Annotated in this window: 25 protein-coding genes; 8 read left to right on the forward strand and 17 right to left on the reverse strand. The window is 64.7% G+C overall.

The window, feature by feature from the left end; translation table 11 throughout:
• Positions 1 to 2 precede the first annotated feature (2 nt).
• The 3 genes from argH to GGR00_RS19625 all read left to right on the forward strand — a co-directional run bounded on the left by argH (position 3) and on the right by GGR00_RS19625 (position 3,645).
• Positions 3 to 1,517: an argininosuccinate lyase gene (argH, locus tag GGR00_RS19615; protein ID WP_184700496.1), complete on the forward strand. Its 1,515-nt coding sequence runs from the start codon at positions 3 to 5 to the stop codon at positions 1,515 to 1,517.
• Positions 1,517 to 2,554, forward strand: coding sequence for an ABC transporter ATP-binding protein (locus tag GGR00_RS19620; protein WP_184700497.1), 1,038 nt, complete (start codon positions 1,517 to 1,519; stop codon positions 2,552 to 2,554). Before argH ends, GGR00_RS19620 begins: the two co-directional genes overlap by 1 nt.
• A gap of 443 nt (positions 2,555 to 2,997) precedes the next feature.
• Positions 2,998 to 3,645, forward strand: a complete 648-nt coding sequence (locus tag GGR00_RS19625; protein WP_184700498.1) for an outer membrane protein — start codon at positions 2,998 to 3,000, stop codon at positions 3,643 to 3,645.
• 35 nt (positions 3,646 to 3,680) lie between these two features.
• Here the strand turns inward: GGR00_RS19625 and GGR00_RS19630 are convergent, their stop codons facing one another.
• The 10 genes from GGR00_RS19630 to GGR00_RS19675 all read right to left on the reverse strand — a co-directional run bounded on the left by GGR00_RS19630 (position 3,681) and on the right by GGR00_RS19675 (position 14,179).
• Complete coding sequence (locus tag GGR00_RS19630; RefSeq protein ID WP_184700499.1) at positions 3,681 to 5,654, reverse strand: 3-hydroxyacyl-CoA dehydrogenase NAD-binding domain-containing protein; 1,974 nt, start codon at positions 5,652 to 5,654, stop codon at positions 3,681 to 3,683.
• A 6-nt stretch (positions 5,655 to 5,660) separates the two neighbouring features.
• On the reverse strand, positions 5,661 to 6,056 hold the full coding sequence (locus GGR00_RS19635) for a RidA family protein (RefSeq protein ID WP_184700500.1): 396 nt from the start codon (positions 6,054 to 6,056) through the stop codon (positions 5,661 to 5,663).
• Positions 6,049 to 6,465: an acyl-CoA thioesterase gene (locus GGR00_RS19640; RefSeq protein ID WP_184700501.1), complete on the reverse strand. Its 417-nt coding sequence runs from the start codon at positions 6,463 to 6,465 to the stop codon at positions 6,049 to 6,051. The genes GGR00_RS19635 and GGR00_RS19640 overlap by 8 nt, the downstream gene beginning before the upstream one ends.
• 11 nt (positions 6,466 to 6,476) lie before the next feature.
• On the reverse strand, positions 6,477 to 7,670 hold the full coding sequence (locus tag GGR00_RS19645) for an acyl-CoA dehydrogenase family protein (RefSeq protein ID WP_184700502.1): 1,194 nt from the start codon (positions 7,668 to 7,670) through the stop codon (positions 6,477 to 6,479).
• 3 nt (positions 7,671 to 7,673) lie between these two features.
• A complete protein-coding gene (locus GGR00_RS19650) occupies positions 7,674 to 8,516 on the reverse strand; it encodes an enoyl-CoA hydratase family protein (protein ID WP_377864219.1) in 843 nt (280 codons plus the stop codon).
• Between the two features lie 2 nt (positions 8,517 to 8,518).
• Positions 8,519 to 9,310 (reverse strand): SDR family NAD(P)-dependent oxidoreductase, encoded by a 792-nt coding sequence (locus GGR00_RS19655; protein WP_184700504.1) that lies wholly within the window; start codon positions 9,308 to 9,310, stop codon positions 8,519 to 8,521.
• Positions 9,307 to 11,634, reverse strand: coding sequence for a bifunctional salicylyl-CoA 5-hydroxylase/oxidoreductase (locus GGR00_RS19660; RefSeq protein ID WP_184700505.1), 2,328 nt, complete (start codon positions 11,632 to 11,634; stop codon positions 9,307 to 9,309). Before GGR00_RS19660 ends, GGR00_RS19655 begins: the two co-directional genes overlap by 4 nt.
• Positions 11,635 to 11,810: 176 nt before the next feature.
• Positions 11,811 to 12,335, reverse strand: coding sequence for a MarR family winged helix-turn-helix transcriptional regulator (locus tag GGR00_RS19665; RefSeq protein ID WP_184700506.1), 525 nt, complete (start codon positions 12,333 to 12,335; stop codon positions 11,811 to 11,813).
• A 99-nt stretch (positions 12,336 to 12,434) separates the two neighbouring features.
• Positions 12,435 to 13,403 carry a threonine ammonia-lyase gene (locus GGR00_RS19670; RefSeq protein WP_184700507.1) on the reverse strand — a complete coding sequence of 323 codons (969 nt, stop codon included), beginning with the start codon at positions 13,401 to 13,403 and terminating at the stop codon, positions 12,435 to 12,437.
• Positions 13,400 to 14,179: a GntR family transcriptional regulator gene (locus tag GGR00_RS19675; RefSeq protein WP_184700508.1), complete on the reverse strand. Its 780-nt coding sequence runs from the start codon at positions 14,177 to 14,179 to the stop codon at positions 13,400 to 13,402. Before GGR00_RS19675 ends, GGR00_RS19670 begins: the two co-directional genes overlap by 4 nt.
• Before the next feature lie 160 nt (positions 14,180 to 14,339).
• Here GGR00_RS19675 and GGR00_RS19680 point away from each other — a divergent pair, with 160 nt between their 5' ends.
• The 4 genes from GGR00_RS19680 (at position 14,340) to kynU (ending at position 18,366) form a co-directional block, all read left to right on the forward strand.
• The gene (locus GGR00_RS19680) at positions 14,340 to 15,326 is read left to right on the forward strand and encodes an ABC transporter substrate-binding protein (RefSeq protein WP_184700509.1); all 987 of its coding nucleotides are present in this window, start codon (positions 14,340 to 14,342) and stop codon (positions 15,324 to 15,326) included.
• 65 nt (positions 15,327 to 15,391) lie between these two features.
• Positions 15,392 to 16,171 carry an ABC transporter ATP-binding protein gene (locus GGR00_RS19685; protein WP_184700510.1) on the forward strand — a complete coding sequence of 260 codons (780 nt, stop codon included), beginning with the start codon at positions 15,392 to 15,394 and terminating at the stop codon, positions 16,169 to 16,171.
• Positions 16,172 to 16,176: 5 nt separating this feature from the next.
• Entirely contained in the window at positions 16,177 to 17,100 is a 924-nt protein-coding gene (locus GGR00_RS19690) for an ABC transporter permease (protein ID WP_184700511.1), read from the forward strand.
• A gap of 18 nt (positions 17,101 to 17,118) precedes the next feature.
• On the forward strand, positions 17,119 to 18,366 hold the full coding sequence (gene kynU, locus GGR00_RS19695; protein ID WP_184700512.1) for a kynureninase: 1,248 nt from the start codon (positions 17,119 to 17,121) through the stop codon (positions 18,364 to 18,366).
• A gap of 49 nt (positions 18,367 to 18,415) precedes the next feature.
• Here kynU and GGR00_RS19700 read toward each other — a convergent pair whose 3' ends face one another.
• The 7 genes from GGR00_RS19700 to GGR00_RS19730 form a co-directional block, all read right to left on the reverse strand.
• Entirely contained in the window at positions 18,416 to 19,102 is a 687-nt protein-coding gene (locus tag GGR00_RS19700; RefSeq protein WP_184700513.1) for an ATP-binding cassette domain-containing protein, read from the reverse strand.
• Positions 19,099 to 19,848: an ABC transporter ATP-binding protein gene (locus tag GGR00_RS19705; protein ID WP_184700514.1), complete on the reverse strand. Its 750-nt coding sequence runs from the start codon at positions 19,846 to 19,848 to the stop codon at positions 19,099 to 19,101. Before GGR00_RS19705 ends, GGR00_RS19700 begins: the two co-directional genes overlap by 4 nt.
• Positions 19,841 to 20,830 (reverse strand): branched-chain amino acid ABC transporter permease, encoded by a 990-nt coding sequence (locus GGR00_RS19710; RefSeq protein WP_184700515.1) that lies wholly within the window; start codon positions 20,828 to 20,830, stop codon positions 19,841 to 19,843. Before GGR00_RS19710 ends, GGR00_RS19705 begins: the two co-directional genes overlap by 8 nt.
• Positions 20,831 to 20,837: 7 nt before the next feature.
• A complete protein-coding gene (locus GGR00_RS19715; RefSeq protein ID WP_184700516.1) occupies positions 20,838 to 21,758 on the reverse strand; it encodes a branched-chain amino acid ABC transporter permease in 921 nt (306 codons plus the stop codon).
• Positions 21,759 to 22,015: 257 nt separating this feature from the next.
• The gene (locus GGR00_RS19720; protein ID WP_184700517.1) at positions 22,016 to 23,152 is read right to left on the reverse strand and encodes an ABC transporter substrate-binding protein; all 1,137 of its coding nucleotides are present in this window, start codon (positions 23,150 to 23,152) and stop codon (positions 22,016 to 22,018) included.
• Between the two features lie 44 nt (positions 23,153 to 23,196).
• Entirely contained in the window at positions 23,197 to 24,033 is an 837-nt protein-coding gene (gene kynA, locus GGR00_RS19725; RefSeq protein WP_281389271.1) for a tryptophan 2,3-dioxygenase, read from the reverse strand.
• On the reverse strand, positions 24,030 to 25,655 hold the full coding sequence (locus tag GGR00_RS19730) for an AMP-binding protein (protein ID WP_184700518.1): 1,626 nt from the start codon (positions 25,653 to 25,655) through the stop codon (positions 24,030 to 24,032). Before GGR00_RS19730 ends, kynA begins: the two co-directional genes overlap by 4 nt.
• Positions 25,656 to 25,971: 316 nt before the next feature.
• Here GGR00_RS19730 and GGR00_RS19735 point away from each other — a divergent pair, with 316 nt between their 5' ends.
• Entirely contained in the window at positions 25,972 to 26,802 is an 831-nt protein-coding gene (locus tag GGR00_RS19735; RefSeq protein WP_184700519.1) for an alpha/beta hydrolase fold domain-containing protein, read from the forward strand.
• The last annotated feature ends 67 nt before the right edge of the window (positions 26,803 to 26,869 follow it).

Below are 26,869 nucleotides of genomic sequence, written 5' to 3' on the forward strand. Positions count from 1 at the left end.
ACATGCCTGAACTGAACCCCAAGCTCGCCGACAAGAGCGTTTTCCCCGACCCCGTCTACAAGGAAACGGTGCTGCGGCCGCTCTTCGATGGCGCCAAGACCCACCATGTCGAGGGTTTTCGCGCCATCGACCGTGCCCATCTGGTAATGCTGACCGAAACCGGCATCCTCGACACCAGGCAGGCATCGGCCATCGCCGGCGCGCTTGAGGCGATCGACCGCGAGGTCGACCCGACGACGCTCGAATACACCGGCGAGGTCGAGGACTTCTTCTTCCTGATCGAAAAGGAGCTGAAGGCGCGTCTCGGCCCTGATGTCGCGGGGCGCCTGCACACGTCGCGCTCGCGCAACGACATCGACCACACCTTGTTCAAGCTCGGGCTGAAGCAACGCATCGACGCGCTGACGGCCAAGGCGCGGGCCTTGCTGGCGGCGATGATCGAGACCGCCGAGCGCGAGAAGGCGACCCTTGTCGTCGCCTACACCCACGGCCAGCCGGCGCAGCCATCGACCTTCGGACACTATCTGTCGGCTGCCATCGAGGTGCTGATCCGCGATATCGAGCGTTTCGAAGAAGCGCGGAAGATCGTCGACCTGTCGCCGATGGGCGCCGCCGCCATCACCACCTCGGGCTTCCCGATCGACCGCCAGCGCGTCGCCGAACTTCTCGGCTTCGCCGCTCCCTTGCGAAACTCCTACAGCTGCATCGCTGCGTCCGATTACATCACCTCGACCTATTCGGCGATCGAGCTGATGTTCCTGCATCTCGGCCGGCTGATTCAAGATTTCCAGTTCTGGACCGCCTTCGAAGTCGGGCAGATCTACGTGCCCAACGCCTTCGTCCAGATTTCCTCGATCATGCCGCAGAAGCGCAACCCGGTGCCGATCGAGCACATGCGCCTGCTGGCCAGCCAGACCATGGGCCGGGCGCGGACGGTGCTCAACGTCATCCACAACACGCCGTTCACCGACATGAACGACAGCGAAGGCGAGACGCAGTCGATGGGCTACGAGGCGTTCACCGCGGCTTCGCGCGTGCTCGACCTGCTCGCCGCCTTCGTCGCTGCGATCGAGATCGATCCGGAGCGGGTCGCCGACAACATCCGCCGCTCCTGCATCACCATCACCGAGTTGGCGGATTCGCTGGTCCGCATCGAAGGCCTGTCGTTCCGCGAGGCGCACGAGATCGCTGCGACCGTGGCCAAGTCGGTCGTGGCTGTCGGCGGCGGGCTTGCAAAGGACGGCTACGCGCCGTTCCTCGACGCGTTCAAGCACTCGACCGGGCGCGAACCGTCCTTCGGCCGCGACAAGTTCGAGGAAATCGTCTCGCCGGAACATTTCGTCGCCGTTCGCGACCGCTTCGGCGGTCCGGCACCGGCGCCGATGGCCGAGGCGCTTACAGTCTACAGGAACAAGGCAGCGGCCTTCGAAGCCGTTGCAAAAGAGCATGCCGGGCACGAGGCGAAAGCCGCGAAGGAACTCGGCGAGAAATTCAAGGCACTGGCAGGGGCGCGCTGATGGCGACGATCGAACTCGAAAAGCTGGTCAAGCGCTACGGCAAGGCGGAAGTCGTCCGCGGCATCGACCTCGATATTGCTGACGGCGAATTCGTCGTTTTCGTCGGCCCGTCGGGCTGCGGCAAGTCGACGACGTTGCGCATGATCGCCGGCCTGGAGGACATCTCCGGAGGCACGCTGAAGATCGGCGGCGAAGTGGTCAACGAGCGCGAGCCCAAGCAGCGCAACATTGCCATGGTGTTCCAGAACTACGCCATCTATCCGCACCTCACCGTGCGCCAGAATATCGGCTTCGGGCTCTACACCTCGAAGCTGTCCAAGGCGGAGAAGGACCAGCGGATCGAAGAAGCCGGCCGCATCCTCGGCCTGGAAAAATACCTCGACCGCCGCCCGGCGGCACTCTCCGGGGGCCAGCGCCAGCGCGTCGCCATCGGCCGCGCCATGGTGCGCAACCCCTCGGCCTTCCTGTTCGACGAACCGCTGTCCAACCTCGACGCCCAGTTGCGCGCCCAGATGCGCATCGAGATCAAGCGGCTGCACCAGAAGCTCAAGACGACGACCGTCTATGTCACCCACGACCAGGTCGAGGCGATGACCATGGCCGACCGCATCGTCGTCATGCGCGACGGGCACATCCTGCAGGTCGGCACCCCGACCGACCTTTACGAAAACCCGGTCGACGTGTTCACCGCCAGGTTCATCGGCAGCCCGTCGATGAACCTGGTGCCGGGCCGCAAGAACGGCAAGGGCGTAGACCCCTCCGCCGGCGGCGACGTTCTGATCGGCGTGCGCCCGCATGAGCTGACCGCAGCCGTCGAAAAGGCCGATGGCGGACTGGAGCTCACCGGAACTGTAACGGCCGTCGAGCCGCTCGGACCGGAAACGCTGGTGCATCTCGATGTCGACGGCAACGCCGTCATCGCCACCGCCCCCGGCAAATTCATCCCCGTGGCCGGCAGCAAGCTGACCTGCCGCGCCGCGCCCGGCAGCCTCTATCTCTTCGACGCCAAGACCGAAAAGAGCCTGGGCCGCCAGTAGTCAGGAAAATTCCTTCTCCTTAACCCACGATACGTTGGAGGGCGCAGCCGGCGAACCGCGCCTGCGGTAGCGGTGATTCGCCCTGCGTGCTGCGCGTTCGGCGCGCACGAGCCTTTTGTGCGGCCAGAAACACCTATTTCCTGTGAGTTGCACGAGATTGTCGGGCACCGAAGGCGGCGGCAAGGGACAGCAGCGCCTGCCGTGGATCGACTGTAGCGCCTCTTGGCCTCTACTTCGAGGTCTTCATGACCGCTCTGGTTGTACATCACGGGACATTCTACTTCTTTTGCCAAGACGACGCCACAACACGCAGAAACCAGTGTTGCACAATGATAACAATGACTTGTGAAATGCCGCTTTGATCGCCAGCCGGGATTGGCGGCCGCAACCGGTTCTGATTCTCTGTGCGTGGGGGCAGAAGATTTCCACTTATAGGAGCGATCATGATCCGATCCATCGTCCTTGCAAGTGCAGTGCTTTTCACCCTGTCTTCTGCTGCTTCAGCAGCCGACGCCGTTGCGGCAGGTGTCCCGTCAGCCGAATACTGGAACGGCCTTTATGCCGGCGTTCACGCTGGCTATGGCTGGGGCAGGGCACGGAACGTCGATGCCTCGGGTCCCGATTCCTACCGGGACATCGATGGCTGGCTCGGCGGCGTGCAGATCGGCGCCAACACCAGGATGAACGGTATCGTTCTCGGCGTTGAAGGCGACATCGCCGTATCAGGTATTGGCTTCTCGAATGCAGGCCAGGGGTTCAGCCTCGACGGGAATGTCGACTGGCTCTCCACCATACGCGGCCGTGTCGGCTTCACGCCGACCGAACGTGTGCTCGTTTACGGAACCGCGGGTGTCGCATTTGCCGGCTTCGACCTCGATCTCAATGGCGGCGGGCAGCTTTTCGGCGGCAACGGTTTCCATACCGGTTGGGCTGTCGGCGCTGGCGTCGAAACCATGGTCACCGACAGCGTCTCGCTGAAGGCAGAGTATGTCTACAGCGACTTCGGCAGCGACAGCTACAGTCTGCCTGACCCGGTGAACATAGCCCTGCGTGTCCACACCGTCAGGATCGGCGCCAACTTCCATTTCTAGGCAGGCGACGCAAGTCCCGGCAGCGACAGTAACGCTCAGGACGTCGTGTCAAGGTCGGCGGCAAACATCGGGCCGCCCTTGTGGGCGGGGAAGCCGTAGCCGTTGATCATCACCAGATCGATGTCGCCGGGGCGTCCCGCGATGCCTTCGGCGAGCAGCGCCGCACCCTCGTCGGCCATCGCCTTGAGCAACCGCGTGACGATCTCGTCCGCCGAGAAGTGGCGCGGTTCGATGCCCTTGGCCCCACGAGCCGCCTCGATCAGCGTCTTGACTGCCGGATCGACAGCGCGTTCGCCGCCCGAATAATCGTACCAGCCGCGGCCGGTCTTGCGGCCGAAACGCCCCGCCTCGCACAGCTTGTCGGCAATCTCGACGTAGCGCGCATTCGGATCTCGCGTCGCCGCTTGCCGCTTGCGCCGCGCCCAGGCGATTTCCAGCCCCGCCATGTCGTAGACGGCGAAGATGCCCATCGGGAAGCCGTAGGCTTCGAGCGCGGCATCGATCTCGTGCGGGGCAGCGCCGTCCTCGACCATGAATTCGGCTTCGCGGCGGTAGGCCGAGAAGATGCGATTGCCGATGAAGCCTTCGGTCACGCCGCAGACGACCGGCAGCTTGCCCATCTTCCTGGCCAAGGCCAGCGCGCTGGCCAGCACATCTGGCACGGTCGCCTTGCAATCGACGACTTCGACCAGCCGCATGATGTTGGCCGGCGAAAAGAAATGCAGGCCGACGACACGCTCGGGATGCGCGGTCGCGGCCGCGATCTCGTCAGGGTTCAGGTAGCTGGTGTTGGTGGCGAGGATGGCATCCGGCCTGACGATGCCATCGAGGCGCTGGAACAGCTCGGTCTTGACGGTGAGATCGTCGAACACGGCTTCGATGACGAAGTCGGCGGAGGCCAGTTCGCCGGCGTCCGCGGTGACGGTCAGCCGGGCCCGGCATCCGTCACGCGCCGCAGCCGCGAGGCGGCCCGACTGGACCGACTTTTCAAGGGTGGCTGATATGCGTTCGCGCCCCTTGTCGGCCGCCTCCTGCGTCTGCTCGACACCGACGACGCGATAGCCTGACGTGAGTGCCGCAACGGTGATGCCCGCGCCCATCAGGCCAGTGCCGACGATGCCCACCGTCTCGATATTACGGGCCACGATGCCCTCGAGCTTTTCGACCTTGCCTGCCTGCCGTTCGGCGAAGAACACATGGCGAAGCGCCGCCGCTTCCGTGGAATCACGGAGCCGCAGGAAGGTCGAGCGCTCGTCGGCGAGGCCCTGCCTCAACTCGACATCGGTCGCAGCCTTGACGAGGCGAACGGCTTCGGCGGGGGCCGTCTGGCCGCGTGCCCTGGACAGCACCTTTTTCGTCGCTGCTTCGACGGCAGCCGGTTCGGCTGGGGGCACGCCGAGCAGGCCGGTGCGCCGCAGCGGCTCGCCGGCGAGGTCGTGGACGAGGCTGAGCGCGGCGTCGAGATGATCGACGGCAACGCCGTCGACGAGACCGAGCGAGAGCGCTTCAGCTGCCTTGATTGCACGGCCGCTGCCGATCAGGTCGATGGCGGCGACTGTGCCGATCAGGCGCGGCAGGCGCTGGGTGCCGCCGGCGCCGGGTACGATGCCGAGCTTGACCTCGGGCATGCCGAAGCTCGCCTTGTCGTTCGCGACGCGGCCGTGGCAGGCAAGCGCGATCTCGCAGCCACCGCCAAGCACCGCACCGTTGACCGCCGCGACGATGGGCTTGCCGCAGCTCTCGATGCGCTCGATGACCTCGGGCAGCGTCGGCTCGACCGGAGGCTGGCCGAATTCCTTGATGTCGGCGCCACCGACGAAGGTTCGGCCGGCGCCCGTGACGACGATGCCGACCACGAGACCCAACGATGCGCCATGGTCGAGTGCCTCGACCAGTCCCTGGCGGACATGCGCCGAGATGGCGTTGACCGGCGGGTTGTCGATGGTGACGACGAGCACGCCGTCCTGGATAATGCCCGTGACGCTTTCGGAAAACCGCATCGCGCTCATCGGGCCTTACTCGGGAATGACGGCGGTTGCCTGGATCTCGATCTTGGCCCGATCCTCGACCAGCGCCACCACCTGCATGGCGGCCATGGCCGGGAAGTGGCGGCCAATCACGTCGCGATAGGCCTGGCCGAGGCCGCGCAGGTTCTCGGTGTATTCCTTCTTGTCGGTGAAGTACCAGGTCATCGTGGTGATGTGGCGCGGCTCGGCGCCGCCGGCCTTTAGCACCGCGACGACGTTTTCCAGCGTCTGGCGCACCTGGCCGACAAAATCGTCGGTCTCGAATTCGCAATTGCCGTTCCAGCCGATCTGGCCGCCAACGAAGATGGTGCGGCCACTGGCGGCGACGCCATTGGAGTAGCCGACCGGTTTTGCCCATCCCTCAGGCTGCAGGATTTCATGCATCTGACGTCTCCAGATATTTTTCGATGCCGGCACGGAGATCGTCCGGCCAGGCAAGTGATTTGTGGGTGTCGAGCGAGGTCGCGACCACGCTGTGGCGGGCGCTCCAAAGCAGCGTGCCGCCAGCCGAGACCCGGTGTTTGAGGTCGAGCGACGAACGGCCGATGCGGCGAACGAAAAGCGCGAAGTCGAGCGTGTCGCCATGGAAGCCGGGATGGACGAAGGTCAGGTCGAGCCTGACCGTCGGCGTGCCGATGCGGCGCTCGCCGACGAGTTCTTTCCACGGCGCGCCGACCGAGCCGAAGAATTCCTCGAGAACACCGACGAGAATGTTCAGATAGGACGGGAAATAGGCGATGCCCGAGGGGTCGCAGTCCCCGAAACGCAGCGGCCTGGTGGTACGGAAGGGCATGGTTGCGCTCCCTATCTCGCGGCCTTCATCAGCTCGCGGCCGATGATCAGCTTCTGCACTTCGGTTGCGCCTTCATAGATGCGCAGCGCGCGAATTTCGCGGTAGAGCCGCTCGGTGATCTCGCCGACACGGACGCCGCGGCCGCCGAACATCTGCAGCGCCTGGTCGATGACCCACTGTGCGTTCTCGGTCGCCGTCAGCTTGGCCATGGCGGCCTCGCGCGTGATCGGCAGCTTCTGCACGTCTCGGCGCCAGGCCGTGCGCACGGTCAGCAGCGAGGCGGCGTCGATGGCGGTGGCCATCTCGCCCAGCGTGCTCTGCGCCGTCGGCAGGTCGGACAGAGTTGCCCCGAACATCTTGCGAGACTTAGCGTGGGCCACGGCCTCGTCGAGCGCACGGCGGGCGAAGCCGAGTGCTGCTGCTGCAACCGAAGGACGGAAGATGTCGAGCGTGCGCATGGCGATCTTGAAGCCTTCGCCCGACGTGCCCAGAAGCTGCGAGGCAGGGATAGGGCAATTGTCGAAGCGCACGCGCGCGAGCGGGTGCGGGGCGACGGTCTCGATGCGCTCGGCAATCGAGAAGCCGGGCGTGTCGGCATAGACGACGAAAGCCGAAATGCCGCGCGTGCCAGGAGCTTCGCCGGTGCGGGCAAAGACGGTGTAGACGTCGGCGATGCCACCGTTGGAGATGAAGATCTTCTCGCCGTCGAGAACATAGTAGTCGCCGTCGCGGCGGGCAGTTGTCGACATCGCGGCGACGTCGGAGCCGGCTTCCGGCTCGGTCAGCGCGAAGGCGGAGATCAGCTCGCCCCGGGCAACCTTGGGCAGGATTGCCTGCTTGAGTTCGTCCGAACCGGACAGGCTGATCGCGCCAGTGCCCAGGCCCTGCATGGCAAAGGCAAAGTCGGCGAGGCCGTCGGTATAGGCCAGCGTCTCCCGGATCAGGCACAGCGAACGGCTGTCGATCTCTTCGGACATGCCGCCGAAGGCAGCCGGCACGCAGTTGCGCAGGATGCCCGCCTTGCCCAAAGCGCGCACGAGCTTCTTGCAGGCGCCGTCGGCGTCGGCATGATCGATGTCGCCGAGCCCACCGCCAGAGATGAAGCCGTCGAGTTCGGCCGCCAACGCCCGGTGGCTGTCGGCGAAGAACGGCCAGTCGAGATGGTCGCGGGCCGGCGCGCCGGCCGGCATCAGATGCGCAGCCATGGCTCAGTTTCCCTTGAATTCAGGTCTGGACTTGGCGGCAAATGCCTCGAAAGCCCTGCGGAAATCGCCGGTCGCCATGCAGATCGCCTGCGTCTGCGCTTCGGATTCGATCAACTGGTCGATGCCCATCGCCCATTCCTGGTCGAGCATCTTCTTGGTCATGGTATGAGCGAACCATGGCCCGTCGGCGATGTCGCGGGCGAACTTCTGCGCTGCGCCCAAAAGCGCAGGGCGCTCGTGCAGCGCATTGTAGAAGCCCCAGGCATGGCCTTCGGCAGCAGACATGACGCGGCCGGTGAACAGCAGTTCGGCGGCGCGGCCCTGGCCGATGATGCGCGGAAGGATGCCGCAGGCTCCCATGTCGGCGCCGGCAAGGCCGACGCGATTGAACAGGAAGGCGGTCTTCGCCTCGGGCGTGGCGAGACGATAGTCGGACGACATGGCAAGGATCGCGCCGGCGCCGGCACAGATGCCGTCGACTGCGGCGACGATCGGCTGCGGGCAGGCACGGATCTGGCGCACCAGATCGCCGGTCATGCGGGTGAAGTCGATGAGATCGGGCATCGACATCTTGGTCAGCGGCTCGATGATGTCGAAGACGTCGCCACCGGAGGAGAAGTTGTTCTCGGCACCGGTCAACACCACGGCGCGGACGTCGCTGGCGCGGCCGAGCGCACGAAACAGATCCGTCAGTTCCTCGTAGCTTTCAAAGGTCAGCGGGTTCTTCTTCTCGGGACGGTTGAGCGTGATCGTGGCGACGCGGCCATCGGCATCGGTTTCGAACCGGAAGTGTTTCGCCTGATGGCCCTGGAAGGGACGCTTCTTGTCCTGCATCGGGTTGGTCATCGTCATCCTCCCAAAACTTCGCCGCCGGCGACCGGAATCGCCTGGCCTGTGATTGCCGTTGCCTTTTCCGAGGCGAGCCAGAGCACGGTGTCGGCCACTTCCTCAGGCGTCACCAGGCGACCCTGCGGATTGGCCCGGGCCAGGCTGGCTCGTGCTTCATCCGCCGTGCGCCCGGTCTTGCCAGTGATCGTTTCAACCGCCCCGTCGAGCAGCGGCGTGTCGGTGAACCCCGGGCACACCGCATTGACGGTGACATCGGTGCGCGCCAGCTCCAGCGCCAGCGCGCGGGTCAGACCGACCACACCGTGCTTGGAAGCGCAGTAGGCCGAGACATAGGCATAGCCGGTAAGGCCGGCAGTGCTGGCCACATTGACGATGCGCCCGTTGCCGGCGCGCTTGACCGAGGCGAGGGCTGCCTGGGTAACCAGATAGGTACCGGTGAGATTGATGCCGATCACCCGGCTCCACATGCCAAGATCGGTCTTGTCGAATGGCGCCGATGGCGCCTCGCCGGCGGAGTTGACCAATACGGCGATGTGGCCGCCCCAAGCGCTGGCCTTGCCGATGCCACTGTCGATCGACTGCCCGTCGGTGACGTCGAAGCCATCGATCACGAAGGCCTCGCCGCCGGCAGCGGCGATCTCGGCGCGTACGGCCTCAAGCGGCGCTGCACGCCGGCCGCAGAGGCTGACGCGATGACCGTTTGCCGCGAGGGCCAGGGCGATGGCGCGACCGATGCCGCTGCCCGCACCGGTGACCAGGGCGTGGCGCCCGCTCTTGCCCTGATCGCTCATGCCTTGCCCGTGGGTGCTGCGGCCGCAGCGCGTGCGAGGTTGTTTACATATTGCGCCCGGGCCGAATGATACTGCTTCGGCCAGGCCTGCTCCGCATAGCCGATCTTTGCCGCTTCATGCATAACGAAGGACGGGTCGGCGAGATGCGGACGGGCAACGGCACAAAGGTCGGCGCGACCGGCGGCGATGATCGAGTTGGCGTGGTCGGCTTCCGAGATCGCGCCGACGGCGATGGTCGGCACCTGGATCTCGTTGCGGATCTTGTCGGAGAACGGCGTCTGGAACAGGCGGCCATAGACCGGCTGCTCTTCCTTCACCACCTGGCCCGACGAGCAGTCGATCATGTCGGCGCCGGCGTCCTTGAACATGCGGGCAAAGATCGCCGCATCTTCCGGCGTGTTGCCACCCTCGTACCAGTCGTGGGTGGAGAGGCGCACCGAGATCGGCTTGTCCTGTGGCCAGACCGCACGGATCGCGTTGAACACCTCAAGCGGATAGCGAGCGCGGTTCTCGTGGCTGCCGCCATATTCGTCATCGCGCAGGTTGGTCAGAGGCGACAGGAAGGACGACAGCAGGTAGCCGTGGGCGGCATGCAGTTCGAGGATGTCGAAGCCGAGGTCGCGGGCACGCTCGGTGGCGCTGACGAAGTCGGCGGTCACCCGGTCCATGTCTTCGCGGGTCATCTCGCGCGGCATGTCGGAGTGTTTGAGATAAGGCAGGGCGGAAGCCGAGATCAGAGGCCAGCCGCCTTCCGTCACCGGCTGGTCGATGCCTTCCCAGGCAACCTTGGTCGCGCCCTTGCGGCCGGCATGGCCGAGCTGGATGCCGATCCTGGCGGGCGTCTGGTGGTGAACGAAATCGACCATGCGCTTGAAGGCACGCGCCTGCTCGTCGTTCCACAGGCCAAGGCAGCCGGGCGTGATGCGAGCGTCGGGCGAGACGCAGGTCATCTCGGGGAAGACCAGCGCTGCGCCGCCCATGGCGCGCGAGCCGATATGGACGAGGTGGAAATCGTCGGGCAGGCCGTCGGTCGCCGAATACATCGCCATCGGCGACATGACGATGCGGTTCTTCAACGTCATGCCGCGAATGCTGAAGGGCGTGAACATCGGCGGCGGCACCGAACCGTTGGGCGCCGGGGTGACGCCGGCGCGCTCGGCGAACCAGCGCTCATAGCCTTCGAGCCATTCCTTGTCGCGCAGGCGCAGGTTCTCGTGGCTGATGCGCTGTGAGCGGGTCAGCATCGAATACATGAACTGCTCGGGCTCCAGCGTGTCGGCATAACGCGTGCCCACGACCTCGAACCACTCCATGGCATTGCGCGCCGCGTTCTGGATGCGGGCGACATCGACGCGACGCACCTCCTCATAGGCATCCAGCACGGCCGGGATGCTGGCCTTGTCGTGGCCGATGAGGTCGAACTGCCGGGTCAGTTCGATGGCATCGTCGATGGCAAGCTTGGTGCCCGAGCCTATGGCGAAATGGGCTGTGTGGGCGCTGTCGCCCATCAAGACGACATGGCTTTGGCCGTTGAAGTGGCTCCACTTGTCACAGATCAGGCGGCCGAAATTCAGCCAGGCCGAGCCGCGCAGGTGGCGCGCATTGGTCATCAGCTTGTGGCCCTCGAGCGTGCCGGCGAACAGCTTCTCGCAGAACGCGATCGACTGGTCCTGGTCCATCTCGCCAATGCCATGCGCCTGGAACACGTCATCGGTGGTCTCGACGATGAAGGTCGAGGTGTTGTCGTCGAAGCGGTAGATATGGGCCTGAAACCAGCCGTGCTCGGTGCGCTGAAAATCGAAAGTGAAGGCGTCGAAGCGCTTGTCGGTGCCGAGCCAGATGTAGCGGTTGGGCCGCATCACCATGTCGGGCTTGAAGATGTCGGCATATTTGTGCCGGATGCGGGAATTGACGCCGTCGGAAGATATGATCAGGTCGGCGTCCGGGAAATCCTGGTCGCCCTGGACGTCGGTTTCGAACACCAGCTCGACGCCGAGCTCGATGCAGCGCTCCTGCAGGATGTTGAGCATCTTCTTGCGGCCGATGCCGACGAAGCCGTGACCGGTAGTGCGGATCTTGCGGTCCTTGAACACCAGCTCGATATCGTCCCAGTGATTGAAGGCATCCTCGATCGTCGCGGCGGTTGCCGGGTCCCACTGGCGCATCGACTGCATGGTGGCATCGGAGAACACCACGCCCCAGCCAAAGGTGTCGAAGGGACGGTTGCGCTCGACGACGGTGACATGGTGCGCAGGGTTCTGCTTCTTCATCAGCAGTGCGAAATAGAGACCGGCCGGCCCGCCACCGATACAGACAATGCGCATGCCGTTCTCCTCCGAAGGTGATGCAGCCGCCAGGACAGGGCTCGCCCGACCTTGACCGTGCCTGCACCATGGACTCGTTTCAGAGAAACTTCAAGCTTAAAGTTATTTTCGACACTGCCGCTCGCGCATCAAAGCGACTCGCGGAAGCCTGTTCGGACAGGTTGCGGCCGGCGAGATCAGTTGCCCTTGCCGAGCGAAGCGACGACCGAACGCTTGAGCTTGGCGAGTTCGTCGAGCAGGACCGCGCCGTCTTTCGGGGCAAGGCCGCCGAACAGGTCGGCGATCCAGTCGCCATGCGCCGAGGCCATCTTTTCGAACTCGGCGCGGCCGAAAGGCGTCAGCGCGATGATCTGGACGCGCCGGTCGGTGGGTGAGGTCGTGCGGCTGATATGGCCGCTTTCGGCCAGCCGCTCGACCAGCACGGTGATGTTGCCGGGCGAGACCATCATGCGCTTGGACACCTCGCCGAGCACCATGCCGTCCCTGGCGCGTTCGAGCTGCGCCATCAGGTCGAAGCGAGGCAGGGTGGAGTCGAACTCCTCACGCAGCCGACGCCGCACCTCGGTCTCGATCAAGGTCGAACAGGTGAGCAGCCTGAGCCACAGCCGCAACTCGGCGCCATGGTCGCCGGGGGCCTCGAGCACCTTGGTCTCGCCGTCGACCCATCCGGTGGCGTTCGTCGTTTCTTTGCGCTCGTCCATCTTCTGCCTGGTCTTTCCCAACCTTGCGGACCGGGGAAGCAAGCCAGTCCGAACAGGCTTTGTAGTGCCGTTTCGCCGGTTCGTACAAGCTTGAAAGATTTAGGGCGCCGGAATGCCGCCACCGAGCACCGTGGCGTAGGCCGCGGCATCGATGTTGCCACCCGAGACGACGCAGACGACCTTGCCCTTGGCGTGCTCGCTCGTCATCGCAGCCGCCACGGAAGCCGCACCTGCGCCCTCGGCGACGACCTTGGCCTTGGCGAACAAGAGGCGCATCGCCTCCGTCACCTGCTCCAGGCTGACCGTGATTGCGCCGTCTATAAGCTCGCGCGCCACCGGCCAGAGTTGCGGTACCAGCGAAGGCCCGCCGATGCTCTTGATGAAAGAACGGCGCGTCTCGATCTCGACGATGCAGCCGGCGGCAAGGGCTGCCGTCACCGGCGCTGCGTTCTCGTCCTCGACGGCGAAGATTCTTGCCTGCGGCCGCAGCGCCTTCACGGCACTGGCAACGCCCGACGTCATGCTGCCCCCGCCATAGGGCGTCAGAACGCAATCGACGTCAGGCAGGTCTTCCAGGATTTCCATGCCGATCGAGCCATTGCCGGCAAGCACGGCCTGGTCGGTCACCGGATTGATCAGCAATTCGGGAAAGTCGGGCCGTTCGGCGCCGATGATGTATTGCCACCAGGTCTCCATCGAAATGAAGCGGACCTCGCCGCCCAACCGGCGTACGCCGTCGATCTTGGTCTGTGGCGCGCCCCGGTACATGTAGGCGGCCATTGGCACGCCAAGCCTGTTGGCTGCCCAGGCCATGCCGTAGGCCATGTTACCCGAACTTGGCGTGGCAACGCCCTTGCGCAAGGCGTCGGCGTCGCGAGACAACAGCGCATTCAGCGCCGGGCGAAGCTTGAATGCCCCGATCGGCGACAAGGTCTCGAGCTTCAGGAATATCTGCCGGTCAGCCAGGCCGAGATCGAGGCGCAGCAGCGGCGTGCGTGCCATATGGGGCGCCAGCCGGGCACGCGCTGCGGCGATCTCGTCCAGCGTCGGGCGATGCGGCGCGTTCATTGCGCCGCCGTCTGCTTTTTCAGGCTGCCGGCGCGCGCGACATGCCTGTTGCCGCTCTTGTCTTCAGTGTGGACGTAGACATGCAGCGTGTAACCGATGTGGTCGCTCATCAGTGCCTTCGCCTTGTCGAAGTCACGGTCGAGCGCCGCTTCCATCAGGGCCGTATGAGGTTCGATGGACTGCGCTTCCTGCAGAGCCGCCATGGCCTCCTCGTAGCCGTTCTTCTGGCCGGCAGCGGCGCGCAGCGTCGGCGCCAGGCCGAGAAAACGGTGATGGCGGCGCAATTGGTCGGCGATCGTCGAGCGAAAGCGCTGCAGCCAGCTGGAATCGGCCGCCCCCAGCAGTGCCGCATGGAAGGCTTCATGCTTTTCGTCCCAGTCGTCGACTGCTTCGTCAGACGAATCCTCGACCGCCGTCTTGCAGCGCGACAAACGATAATGGGCGGTGACGACCATGGCTTCCCAGTCGGCGTCGCCCTTGTCCATGGATTCCAGCAACAGCGGGATTTCGACCACCATGCGGGCGCGGGCCAGGTCTTCGAGTTCGCCGCGCGAAACGGGCGCGACGGCAAAACCGCGATTGGAAATCGCCGTCACCAGGCGCTCGGCCTCGAGCCGCGACAGCGCCTCGCGCAGCGGCGTCCAGCCGACACCATAGGTGTTGCGCAGCACGCTCAGCTTGAGCGGCGCACCCGGCATCAGGCGCGTGGTCAGGATGTCGCGGCGCAGCAGCCGGTAGGCCGCTTCCGTCTTGGTGGAGTGCTCGTCATCCTGCATCGCTATCCATCCGCGAGACCGCCTGACTCGAAAAATTATATATCATGGGAGCAACTGGCAAGAATTATATATAATTGTTTGACAGGGGCCCCGCCACTGCGCATGATCTGGTCCATGCCGCCGTTCAGTGAGCGGCGCCTTGTCAATCTGGGAGGAATAGATGAGAAACCTGAAGACCGGCCTGCTGTCGGGCCTGTTCGTGGCCGGCGCGCTTGCTGCCAGCCTCGGTGCTGCCATTGCCGATCCGATCAAGATCGGTATCGCCAATTTCGGCGAGCATCCGCAGCTCAACGCTTCGATCGCCGGCTTCAAGCAGGCGCTGTCGGAAAACGGCTTTGTTGAAGGCAAAGACGTCGTCTACACCGAGAGCCACACCAATTTCGACGCCTCGCTGGTGCCGCAGATGATCGCCAAGCTGCAGGCCGAACAGCCGAAGCTCATCTACACCGTCACCACGCCTGTTTCGCAGATCGCCAAGAAGGCGCTCGCCGGCTCCGGCATTTCGGTTGTCTTCTCGGCTGTCACCGATCCGGTCGCTGCCAAGCTCGTTCCGTCGTGGGATGCAGGCGACGAAGGCATGACCGGCGCCACCGACCTGCAGGACATGGCAGCCGTCATGGAATTCACCAAGAAGCTGCTGCCCAACGCAAAGCGCTTCGGCGTGCCCTACAATCCGGGTGAGGCGAACGACGTCGCCCTGCTCGAAAAGATCAAGGAAGTGGCCCCCTCGGCCGGCTTCGAGGTCGTTGCGGTCGGCGTCGACAACGTCAACGACATCCAGCAACGCATCGCTTCCTTCGCCGGCAAGACGGACGTGATCTACACGCCTGCCTCGAACCTGCTCCAGCCCGCGGTCGCCGCCGTGTCGGCCGCAGCCCGCCAGGCCGGCATCCCGATCGTCAACTCCGACGACGGTGCGGTCCGCAATGGCGTCGTGCCGGCCAGCTTTGCCGTCAACTACACCCAGGTCGGCATGAACGCCGGCAAGATCGCGGCCGAAATCCTCAAGGGCGCTGACCCCAAGACCATCGCGCCGTCGCGCCCGGCCTATGCCGACCACGCACCGACGATCTCCAAGAAGGCGATGGCAGCGTTCGGCATCGAGATCCCCGAGTCGCTGGCCGATTGCGGCTGCATCGTCGACTGATCTTCGACTTCGTCAAAAACAGGCAACGGCGTCATGCGCGCCGTTGCCTTTTTCGGGAGGGACGGATGCTCGAAATCCGATCTGCACGCAAGGTATTCTACAAGGGACAACCCGACGAGAAGGTTGCCCTGGACGGCCTCGACCTGAAGCTCAACACCGGTGAGTTCGGCGTCGTCATCGGCTCCAACGGCGCCGGCAAGAGCAGCATGCTCAATGCCATTTCGGGCGCGCTGGTGCTCGATTCAGGCCAGATCGTCATCAATGGCGACGATGTCACCGAGATGCCGGTGCACAAGCGCGCCATGCGGCTCGCCCGCGTGTTCCAGGATCCGATGAAGGGCACCGCCGCATCGATGACGGTGGCCGAGAACATGCTTCTCGCCGAACTGCGCAGCAAGAAGCGCAGCCTGCGCCAGGGCCTCAACGCCAGGCGTCTCGCCGATTACAGGGAGCGGCTGGCGTTGCTCGGCCTCGGCCTCGAAAACCGCCTCGACACCCGCGTCGAGCTGCTTTCCGGCGGCCAGCGCCAGTCGCTGTCGCTGATCATGGCCGTTGGCGGCGAGCCCGAGCTGCTGCTGCTCGACGAGCATACCGCAGCGCTCGACCCGCGCACCGCCGACATCGTCATGCAGGCGACCGTGCGCGCCGTCGACGCGCTCAAGCTCACCACCTTGATGGTGACCCACAACATGCAGCACGCCGTCGACTTCGGTCACAGCGTCATCATGCTCGACGCCGGCAAGCTGCGGCTCGAGATAACGGGCGACGAGAAGGCAAAGGTCACGGTTCCCGACCTGATCGGCCATTTCGCCGTCAAGACCGACCGCATGCTGCTGGCGAGCTGATCATCATGGACCTTATCCAGACCATCTTTTGGAGCTTCGTCGCGCTGATTCCGGTCACGCTGGCGCAGAGTCTCATCCTCGCCTTCGTCGTGCTGGGCATCATGATCCCGTTCCGCACGCTGAATTTCCCCGACCTCACCAGCGAGGGCGCCTTCCCGCTCGGCGGCTGCGTCTGCGGCGTGCTGCTGGCAGCCGGCGCTTCGCCGCTGACGGCGATCGCGATCGCCATCATCGCCGGCTTCCTGGCTGGCTGCTGCACCGCCTTCATCCATCTGCGCTTCCGCATCCACACGCTGCTCGCCGGCATCCTCATGATGACGATGCTCTACAGCATCAACCTGCGCATCATGGGCAAATCCAACCTGTCGGTATTTGGCGCGCCGACCGTGTTCGACTGGGCACCCTTCGTCCAGCCGGGTTTCCCGGCCAGCAAGATCATCATCGCCGGCGTCATCGGCGCCGTGGTCTTCATCCTGCTCAACATGTTCTTCAAGACGGAGAAGGGCACCGCCATCCGCGCCGTCGGCGCCAATCCCGACATGGCAGAAGCCCAGGGCATCAACGTCTGGGTCGCCACCATCGGCGGCGTCGGCCTCGCCAGCGCATTCTCGGCCACCGGCGGTGCGCTGATGGTGCAGTCGCAGGGCTTTGCCGACGTCAATATGGGCCTCGGCATCCTGATCAACGGCCTCGCGGCCCTGATGATCGGCGAAGCCATAGTCGGCAAGCAGACGGTCCTGCGCCAGCTCGCCGCCCCGTTTGTCGGTGCGGTGGTCTATTACCAACTGGTATCGTTCTGCCTGGCGGCCGGCATGCCACCCCCCGACCTCAAGCTCGCCACCGGCCTGTTCGTGCTCGCCATGCTGGCACTGCCGAGCCTCAAGCGCAGCCGCGGGCCGGCGCCCGCACGCGAAACCGTTCGCGAATAGTCAAGGATTGGTCGCATCATGAGTGGAATACCCGATCTCGTCGCGATCGAGGCGATGGATGCAGCCGACGTGCTGCGCCCCATGCGCGAACGCTTCGTGCTGCCCGAAGGGCTTGTCTATCTCGACGGCAATTCGCTGGGGGCGGCGTCGCCCGCCGCCTTCGCCGAACTCACGGAAGCCGCAAGGCAGGAATGGGGCCAGGACCTCATCCGCAGCTGGAACAAGGCCGGCTGGTTCGAAATGCCTGTCGAACTGGGCGACCAGCTCGGCCGCCTCGTCGGCGCCGCACCGGGCCAGACTGTCGTCTGCGACACCACCTCGATCAACGTCTACAAGGCGCTGCATGCGGCGATGGGGCTCCGGCCCGACCGTTCGGTGATCGTCGCCGAGGCCGGCAGCTTTCCGACTGACCTCTACATGGCCGAGGGCGTGGCCTCGACGCGGGCAGGCACGGTCCTGCGGCTGGAAGGAGTCGACGCGCCATCGATCGAAGAGTTGATCGACGACAGCGTCGCCGTTGTTCTGGTCAACCACGTCAACTACAAGTCGGGCGAACTGCGCGACATGGCGGCGCTGACGAAGAAGGCGCATGAAGCCGGCGCGCTGATCGTCTGGGATCTCTGCCACACCGCCGGTGCGCTGCCGGTCGATCTCGACGGTTCGAACGCCGACTTCGCCGTCGGCTGCACCTACAAATACCTCAATGGCGGTCCCGGCGCGCCGGCCTTCATCTATGTCGCAAACCGTCATCTGGCGGAAGCGCGCCAGCCGCTCAGCGGCTGGTGGGGCCATGCCCGGCCGTTTGCCTTCGAGCAGAGCTACGCTGCGGATGCCGGCATTCGCCGCTTCCAGTGCGGCACCCAGCCGATCCTGTCGCTGCGGGCGCTGAAAGGCGCGCTCGACATCTGGAATGACGTCGACATGAAGGCGCTGCGGGCAAAGAGCATCGCGCTCACCGACCTGTTCATCCAGCTGGTCGAAGCGAAATGCGGCGCATACGGCCTGACGCTCGAAAGCCCGCGCGACGGCACCAGGCGCGGGAGCCAGGTCTCCTTTGCGCATGACAACGCCTACCAGATCATGCAGGCGCTGATCGAGCGCGGCGTGATCGGCGACTTCCGTGCGCCCGCTACGCTTCGCTTTGGCTTCACGCCGTTATATGTCGGATTCAAGGATGTCTGGCACGCCGTCGAGGTGCTGGAAGACATCCTGCGTACCGGTGCCTGGAAGGAAGCGCGTTTCGCCGTCAAGTCGGCGGTGACCTGAGCGGCCATCGCCGCAGAGACAAGGAAAAGGGCGGCTTGGCCGCCCTTTTTCATACGCCGAGATAACGGTCCTGCAGCTCCGGCGTCAGCGCCTCGGGCGCACCCGAAAAGACCGTGATGCCCTTTTCCAGGACGAAGCAACGGTCGGCCACCGGCAACAGTTCGGATAACGTCTTGTCGACGACCAGGATCGACTGGCCAGCGGCCTTGAGCTTGCGGATCGCCGCCCAGATGTCCTGGCGGATGACCGGCGCCAGGCCTTCGGTCGCCTCGTCGAGGATGAGCAGGCTGGGGTTGGTCATCAGCGCCCGGCCGATGGCCAGCATCTGCTGCTCGCCGCCTGAAAGGGTGTTGGCATACTGATCGCGGCGCTCGCCGAGGCGCGGAAAAAGGTCCACAACGTTGTCGAAGGTCCATTCGCTGCCGCGCGCTGCGGCGACCAGGTTCTCGAAGACGGTGAGGTTGGGGAAACAGCGGCGTCCCTCCGGCACCAGACCGAGACCGAGACGGGCGATGCGGTGCGGACGCAGGCCGGCGACCTGTCGGCCGGCAAAACTGATCGTTCCCGTGCGCGGCCGGACGAGGCCGAGGATGGAGTTGATCGTCGTCGTCTTGCCCATGCCGTTGCGGCCCATCAGCGCCACGACCTCGCCCTCGCGGACGTCGAGGGCGACGCCGAATAATGCCTGAGAGGCGCCGTAGAAAGTCTCGACGCCCTTGAGTTCGAGCAGGCTCACGCGGCTTCTCCGAGATAGGCCCGGCGGACTTCGGGATCGTTGCGGATCTCATCCACCGTACCGGTGGCGATGACGCGACCGTAAACGAGAACGGAGATACGGTCGGCCAGCGCGAACACCGCATCCATGTCGTGTTCGACCAGAAGGATCGGCGCCTCAAGGCGCAGGCCGTCGAGGAACTTCGTCAGGCTTTTCGACCCTTCCGGCCCCATGCCAGCCATCGGCTCGTCGAACAGGAAGGCTTTCGAGCCGAGCGCCAGCGCAATGGCGATTTCGAGCTGGCGGCGTTCGCCGTGCGACAGTTCGGCGGCGGGCATCTGCGCGCGGCCGGCTAGGCCGACCCTTTCCAGCATAGCCATGGCCGGTTCGGTCAGCGTCGGGTCGTCCATGACGGGACGGAAGAAGCGGAAGCTCGAGCCTTGCCGCGCCTGCACCGCCAGCATGACGTTGCGCAGCGCCGAAAACTCCTGCGCCAGCGACGATATCTGGAAGCTGCGCCCGAGCCCCAGTCGGGCGCGGGCGGCCATGTCCAGCCCGGCCATGTCCTGGCCGAGGAAACGGACCGAGCCGCTGTCGGGCCGGATCGAGCCTGATATCTGGTGGATCAGCGTGCTCTTGCCCGCACCGTTGGGGCCGATCAGGGCGTGGATTTCGCCCGGCCTCAGATCCAGGCTGACGCCGTCGGTGGCCTTCAGGGCGCCAAAGGTCTTGCGCAACTCCAGGATTTCGAGGACCGGCTCAGCCATGACGCGCCTTTCCGGCCAGGAGACCAAGCAGCCCACCGCGAGCAAACAGCACCACGCCGAGCAGGATCAGGCCGAGGAAGAACTGCCAGCGTTCGGTGATGCCGCCGAGGGCGAACTCGAACAGGACATAAAGCATGGCCCCGGCGACGGGTCCGAACAGCCGGCCCTTGCCGCCGAGGATGATCAGCACAATGAGCTCGCCCGACATGTGCCACGACATCATCGACGGGCTGACGAACTTGTTGAGGTCGGCAAACAGCGCCCCGGCCACGCCGGTGACCATCGCCGAAATGATGAAGGCGACCAGCCTGATGTTGAACGGCGCGATGCCGACGGCCGACAGTCGTGTCGCGTTCTGCCGAGCGGCCTGCAGCGCTGCGCCGAAACGCGAGCCGCGCAGCAGCCAGAACAGGCCCAATGCGGCCATCAGCACGGCATAGCAGATCAGGAAGAAGGGCAGGGGCTGGGTCGTGTTGACGCCCGGAAACTCGTTGCGGACGTAGATCGAGAGCCCGTCCTCGCCGCCATAGGCCGGCCAGGAGATGGCGAAATAGTAGATCATCTGCGCGAAGGCGAGCGTGATCATGATGAAATAGACGCCGGCGGTGCGGAGGCTGATCGCACCGATGGGCAAGGCAACGAGGCCGCAGGCAACCATGGTGACGAGCCAGATGACGGGCATCGATACCGTGCCCGGGATGCCGGCAAAGAGCGGCACCCCGTCGAAGGCATGGGTCGCCAGGATGCCTGCCGCGTATCCGCCAAGGCCGAAGAACGCGGCGTGGCCGAACGACACCAGCCCGCCAAGGCCGAGCGCGATGTTGAGGCCGACGGCGGCCAGGGCCAGCACCGCGATGCGCGTCGCAAGCGTGATGTAGAACGGCTCGCCCATGGCGAAGGCCAAGAGCGGGAGACCCAGCAGAAGCAGCGCCAGCAGCGCATTGACGATGGTTTCGCGTGACGTCGGGGATGCGTTCGTCATGCCCGCCTCACGACTGCGCCGCAAACAGGCCGCTCGGCCTGAAGGCGAGGATGAGCGCCATGACGACATAGATCAGCATCGAGGCAAGGGCGGCACCGATCGGGCCGGCTTGCGCGGCAGGTATCATCAGGGCGAGCGCCTTGGGCAGCAGGAAGCGGCCCATGGTGTCGACGACGCCGACGAGGATGGCGCCGAACAGCGCCCCCTTGATCGAGCCGATGCCGCCGATGACGATGACGACGAAAGCAAGGATCAGCGCCGGCTCGCCCATGCCGACCTGCACCGACTGCAACGCGCCGACCAGTGCTCCGGCAAGCCCGGCCAGTGCGGCACCCAGCGCAAAGACCACGGTGTAGAGCGTCCTGATGTCGACGCCCAGGGCCGCGATCATCTCGCGGTCGGCTTCGCCGGCGCGGATGCGCATGCCGAGTCGGGTTCGCGAGATCAGGAAATAGAGCCCGATTGCGACCACGATGCCGACGCCGATGATGGCGAGGCGATAGAGCTGGTACTGGCCGCCGCCGGGTAGGGGCACTGCACCCTGCAGCAACGGCGGGATATCGAGATAGAGCGGGAACGATCCGAACAGCCAGCGTGTACCTTCCGAGAAGATCAGGATCAGCGCGAATGTCGCCAGCACCTGGTCGAGGTGATCGCGCTCGTAGAGCCGGCGAATGACGGTCACTTCCATGATCGCACCGGCCGCAGCTGCCGCTATCAGGCTGGCGACGAGGCCGATCCAGAACGAGCCGGTTGCGGCTGCAACCGCCGCGCAAGCGAAGGCACCGACCATGTAGAGCGAACCATGCGCAAGATTGATCAGGCCCATAACACCGAAGATCAGCGTCAGGCCCGCTGCCATCAGGAACAGCATCACCCCGAGTTGCAGGCCGTTGAGAAGTTGCTCGATGAGCAGTGCGATGGACAAGGGATACTTTCGCTTGCTGGAGTGTCGGTTCAGTGCTGCGGGAGGGCCTGCAACGCTTCATGCCGAAGCAAGTCGACCCCCACTCCGGTTTGCTTCGCAAACCACCTCCCCCCGTTCGACGGGGGAGAGTAAAGTCGCCAGCGACTTGGTCCTTCCTCTCCCCTTTTGAGAGGGAGAGGTGCCGAGCGCGGCGAAGCGGAGTGGGGGTCGAGTGCTCCGTTCAAGGCTGGCCCGCCAATAAACGGGCCTTGCCAAGGCTACATCTTGCACTGCTCGGCGTAAGCGTCGCCGTGCTTTTCGAAGGCGGTGCCGACGATCTTGTTGGTCAGCACGTCGCCTTCCTTGATCACTTCGCGCACATAGATGTTCTGAACCGGGTGGTTGTTGGTGTTGAAGGTAAACTCGCCGCGAACCGACTTGAAGTCGGCTGCCTTGAGGGCGGCGCGGAAAGCGTCCTTGTCCTTGACGCTGGCCTTGCCGAGCGCCGACAGGATCAGGTTGGCGGTGTCCCAGCTCTGGGCGGCATAGACCGAGGGCAGGCGCTTGTACTCGGCCTGGAAGGCTTCGACGAACGCCTTGTTGGCCTCGTTGTCGAGGTCCTTGGACCAGCTTGCCGAGTTCTTGACGCCGAGGGCCGCATCGCCGACCGCAGGCAAGATGTCCTGGTCGAAGGAGAAGCCGGGGCCCATCACCGGGATGTTGACGCCCGACTGGGCGTACTGCTTCATGAAGGAGATGCCCATGCCGCCAGGCAGGAAGAAGAACACCGAGTCGGCACCGGAATCGCGAATCTGGGCGATCTCGGCGGCATAGTCGGTCTGGCCGACCTGGGTGTAGGTCTCACCCGCCAGCTCGCCCTTGTAGTAGCGCTTGAAGCCGGTCAGCGAATCCTTGCCGGCCGGATAGTTCGGCGCGAGGATGAAGGTCTTCTTGTAGTCCTTGTTGGCGTACTGCCCCATCGCCTCATGGAAGTTGTCGTTCTGGTAGGCGACGTTGAAATAGTTCTGGTTGCACTTGGCGCCGGCCAGTGCCGACGGGCCGGCATTCGGCGACAGGTAGATGATGTCCTGCGCCACCGCATTCGGCACCACGGCCATTGCGAGGTTCGACCAGATGATGCCGGTGAGCAGGTCGACCTTGTCGCTCTGGATCATCTTTTCAGCCAGCTGCACGGCGATCTCGGGCTTCTGGGCATCGTCCTCGATGACGAGCTCGACGTCCTTGTTGCCCGACTGCTTCATGGCCAGCGCAAACGCGTCGCGCATGTCAACGCCAAGGCCTGCGCCGCCGCCCGAAAGCGTGGTGATGACGCCGATCTTGACCGGCTCGGCATAGGCCAGGCCGGACGTCGCCAGCGACAAGCCGAAGATGCCGGCTGCAATAATCTTCTTCATTAGGTTCTCCCTCCGCGTGTTCTCGTTGTAACGCAAAAAATGATCTAGAGCCGGGTGCGAACTTTCCAGAGTTCAGGGAACAGTTCAACCTCCAGCATCTTCTTGAGATACGAGGCGCCCGACGTTCCGCCGGTGCCGCGTTTCATGCCGATGATGCGCTCGACCGTGGTGACGTGGTTGAAGCGCCAGCGGCGGAAATAATCCTCGAAGTCGACCAGCTTCTCGGCCAGTTCGTAGAACATCCAGTAGCGCTGCGGATCGCGGTAAATCGCCTGCCAGGCAGCCAGCACTTCCTCGCTCTCGCTGCGCGTCTCGCGCCAGTCGATCTTGTTCGCCTCGGCGCCGACGTCGAAGCCGTTGCGGGCGAGCAGGAGGATCGCCTCGTCGTAGAGCGAGGGCTGCGCGAGCACGGCTTCCAGCTTCTCGGTGAGTTCCGGCTGGTGCGCATGCGGGCGCAGCATGGCCACGTTGCGGTTGCCGGCCATGAACTCGATCGCCCGATACTGCCACGACTGGAAGCCCGAGGACTGGCCGAGCGAGTCGCGGAACTCGGTGTATTCGCTGGGCGTCATCGTCCTGAGCACGTCCCAGGCACTGTTCAGCTGCTCGAAGATGCGCGACACGCGCGTCAGCATCTTGAAGGACGGCTCGAGGCGATCGGCGCGGATGGAACGGATGGCCGAGCTGATCTCGTGCAGCGCCAGCTTCATCCACAGCTCCGAGGTCTGATGCTGGATGATGAACAGCATCTCGTCATGGGCAGTCGACAGCGGCTCCTGCGCATCCAGCACCTTTTCCAGGTGCAGGTAGTCGCTGTAGGACATGCGATCCTTGAACGACATCTGCGCGCCCTCGGCCGAGGGATCGTATGGTTTGCTCAATTCATCTTCTCCGCGCGGAGCCGGAAGCGCTGGATCTTGCCGGTCTGGGTCTTGGGCAGGGCGTCGATGAACTTCACCGAGCGTGGGTATTTGTAGGGCGCGATCGTTGCCTTCACATGGTCCTGCAGGCGCTTGACGGTTGCGGCATCTGCCGCCACGCCTTGCGCCAGCACGACATAGGCTTCGACGATCTGGCCGCGTTCGCCGTCCTCGGCACCGATGACGGCGCATTCGGCGACTTCGGGGTGCGCAAACAACGCCGCCTCGACCTCGGGGCCGGCAATGTTGTAGCCGGCGCTGACGATCATGTCGTCGGAGCGGGCTGCGAAGTGGAAGAAACCGTCCTCGTCCTGCAGGAAGGCATCGCCGGTCAGGTTCCAGCCATCGCGGACATATTCGAGCTGGCGGTCATCCGACATGTAGCGACAGCCGGTCGGGCCGCGCACGGCAAGCTTGCCCACCGTGCCGCGCGGCACCTCGTTCATGTCGGCGTCGACGACACGCGCTTCGTAGCCGCCTACCGGCTTGCCGGTGGAGGCAGGCTTCATGTCCTCGAAGCGGTTGGAAATGAAGATGTGCAGCATCTCGGTGGCGCCGATGCCATCGAGGATCGGCTTGCCGGTCTTCTCGGTCCATTCGTCGAACACCGGCCCCGGCAGCGTTTCGCCGGCCGAAACCGCGACGCGCAGCGACGACAGATCGGCACCCTCGTCCATCGCCTTCAGCATCGCGCGGTAGGCGGTAGGGGCGGTGAACGAGATCGTCGCCTTGTAGGTCTCGATGATGTGGACCATGTTGGGCGGCGTGGCCTGCTCGAGCAGCGTCGCGGCCGCACCGAAGCGCAGCGGGAAGATGGCGAGACCGCCGAGGCCGAAGGTGAAGGCAAGAGGCGGAGAACCGACGAAGACGTCGTCCGGCGTCACCGACAGCACTTCCCTCGCATAGGCGTCGGCGATGATCAGCAGGTCGCGATGGAAATGCATCGTCGCCTTGGGAACACCCGTCGTGCCGGAGGTGAAGCCGAGCAGGGCGACATCGTCGCGGCCGGTCTTCACCGCCTCGAAGACCACCGGCTTGTCGAGGGCGATACGGTCGAGCTCGGCATCGTGGTTGGCAGTGCCGTCGAAGCCGATGACCTTCTTGAGGAAGGGGCTGTCCTTGGCACAGGCGACCATCTCGTCCATCAGGCGGGTGTCGCACAGAGCTATGGTGATCTCGGCCTTGTCGACGATCTTGGCCAGTTCGCCGGCGCGCAGCATCGGCATGGTGTTGACGACGACGGCACCGGCCTTGGTGGCAGCAAGCCAGCAGGCGACCATTGCCGGGTTGTTGGCCGAGCGGATCAGCACCCGGTTGCCCGGCTTGACGCCGTAGTTTTCGACCAGCGCATGCGCCAGCCGGTTGGTCCAGTCGGAGAGTTCCTTGTAGGTACGGCGGCGACCGTTGCCGATCAGCGCGGTGTGATCGCCCAGGCCCTTTTCGACCAGCCGGTCGGTCAGCTCAACGCCGGCATTGAGATGTTCGGGATAGTCGAAACCGTCGAGCAGGAACGTCGGCCATTGGTCCTCCGGCGGGAGGTTGTCGCGCGTGAAGGTGTCGATATGCGCTGACGGTCCAAGCATTCTGCGGCTGTTCCCTATCTGCTTCCTCACCGTGGCGCGACTGTGCCCGGCTTTGCTGTCTATCTGCATTCTCTGGGGGAGGGGTCGCATCGGCGGCCGCTGCGCAGTGCCTTCAAGGAAGGCGGGCGTGGAAGAAACTTCGGCACGTCTTGCGGGCGGCGCAGCGAGACCTCCCATTCTCGACTGGACGGCCCGCAGAATGGCATCAGTCCCAATTTATTTCAAGCCTAAAGTTTTTGACGAGGGAAGCATTGACGACGCCGCCGACGCTGGCCATTGCTAGCAGCCTGAAACGATGCCGCCAGGGAGTGTGCCGGTGCTCGAACATCACATCGACGATTGGGACAATGCTTATACCAATGGCGCCAACATCGCCGGCGGCGACCGCTGGCCGGCGGCCTGGGTGGAACCGGCCCGGGCGTTTCGCGATGCGCTGGCTTCGGCCGGGCGGGCAAAACTCGACATCGCCTATGGCGACAAGCCGCGCAACCGGCTCGATCTGTTCTTGCCCGAGGGCATGCCCAGGGGGCTCGTGGTCTTCGTGCATGGCGGCTACTGGATGGCGCTCGACAAGAGCTTCTGGTCGCATCTGTCGGCAGGCCCGATTGCCAACGGCTACGCGGTGGCGATGCCGTCCTACACGCTGTGCCCCGAAATCCGCATCGCCGGCATCGTCGCGGAGATAGGCGCTGCGATCGGCAAGGCGGCCGAAATGGTGGATGGCTCCCTGATGCTGACCGGGCATTCGGCCGGCGGCCACCTGGTTTCCCGCATGGTCGCGGCAGGCTCGCCGCTCGCGCCGCAGGTTCAGGCCCGCGTCCGTCATGTCGTGTCGATCTCGGGCCTGCACGACCTGCGCCCGCTGATCAGTACCGGCATGAACGGGACACTCGGGATCGACGAAGCCGAGGCACTGGCCGAGAGCCCGGCCTTGCTGCGTCCGATGGACGACACCCGCATCACCTGCTGGGTCGGCGGCGGCGAGCGCGCCGAATTCGTCCGCCAGAACGCGCTTCTCGCCAACATCTGGACTGGCCTAGGCGCCACGACGTTGACCGTAGTGGAGCCCGACCGTCACCATTTCAACATTATCGACGGCCTTGCCGATGCGAACCATCAGCTGACCCGCACGCTGCTTTCGGATTGACCGCGCCGCGGGGCGGAGAAGGTTGATGTCGCAGCCTTGGCAAGGAGGCCAATCCAAAGCTCCGGCA

The organism is Aminobacter aganoensis, from assembly GCF_014206975.1.
Lineage (GTDB): Bacteria > Pseudomonadota > Alphaproteobacteria > Rhizobiales > Rhizobiaceae > Aminobacter > Aminobacter aganoensis.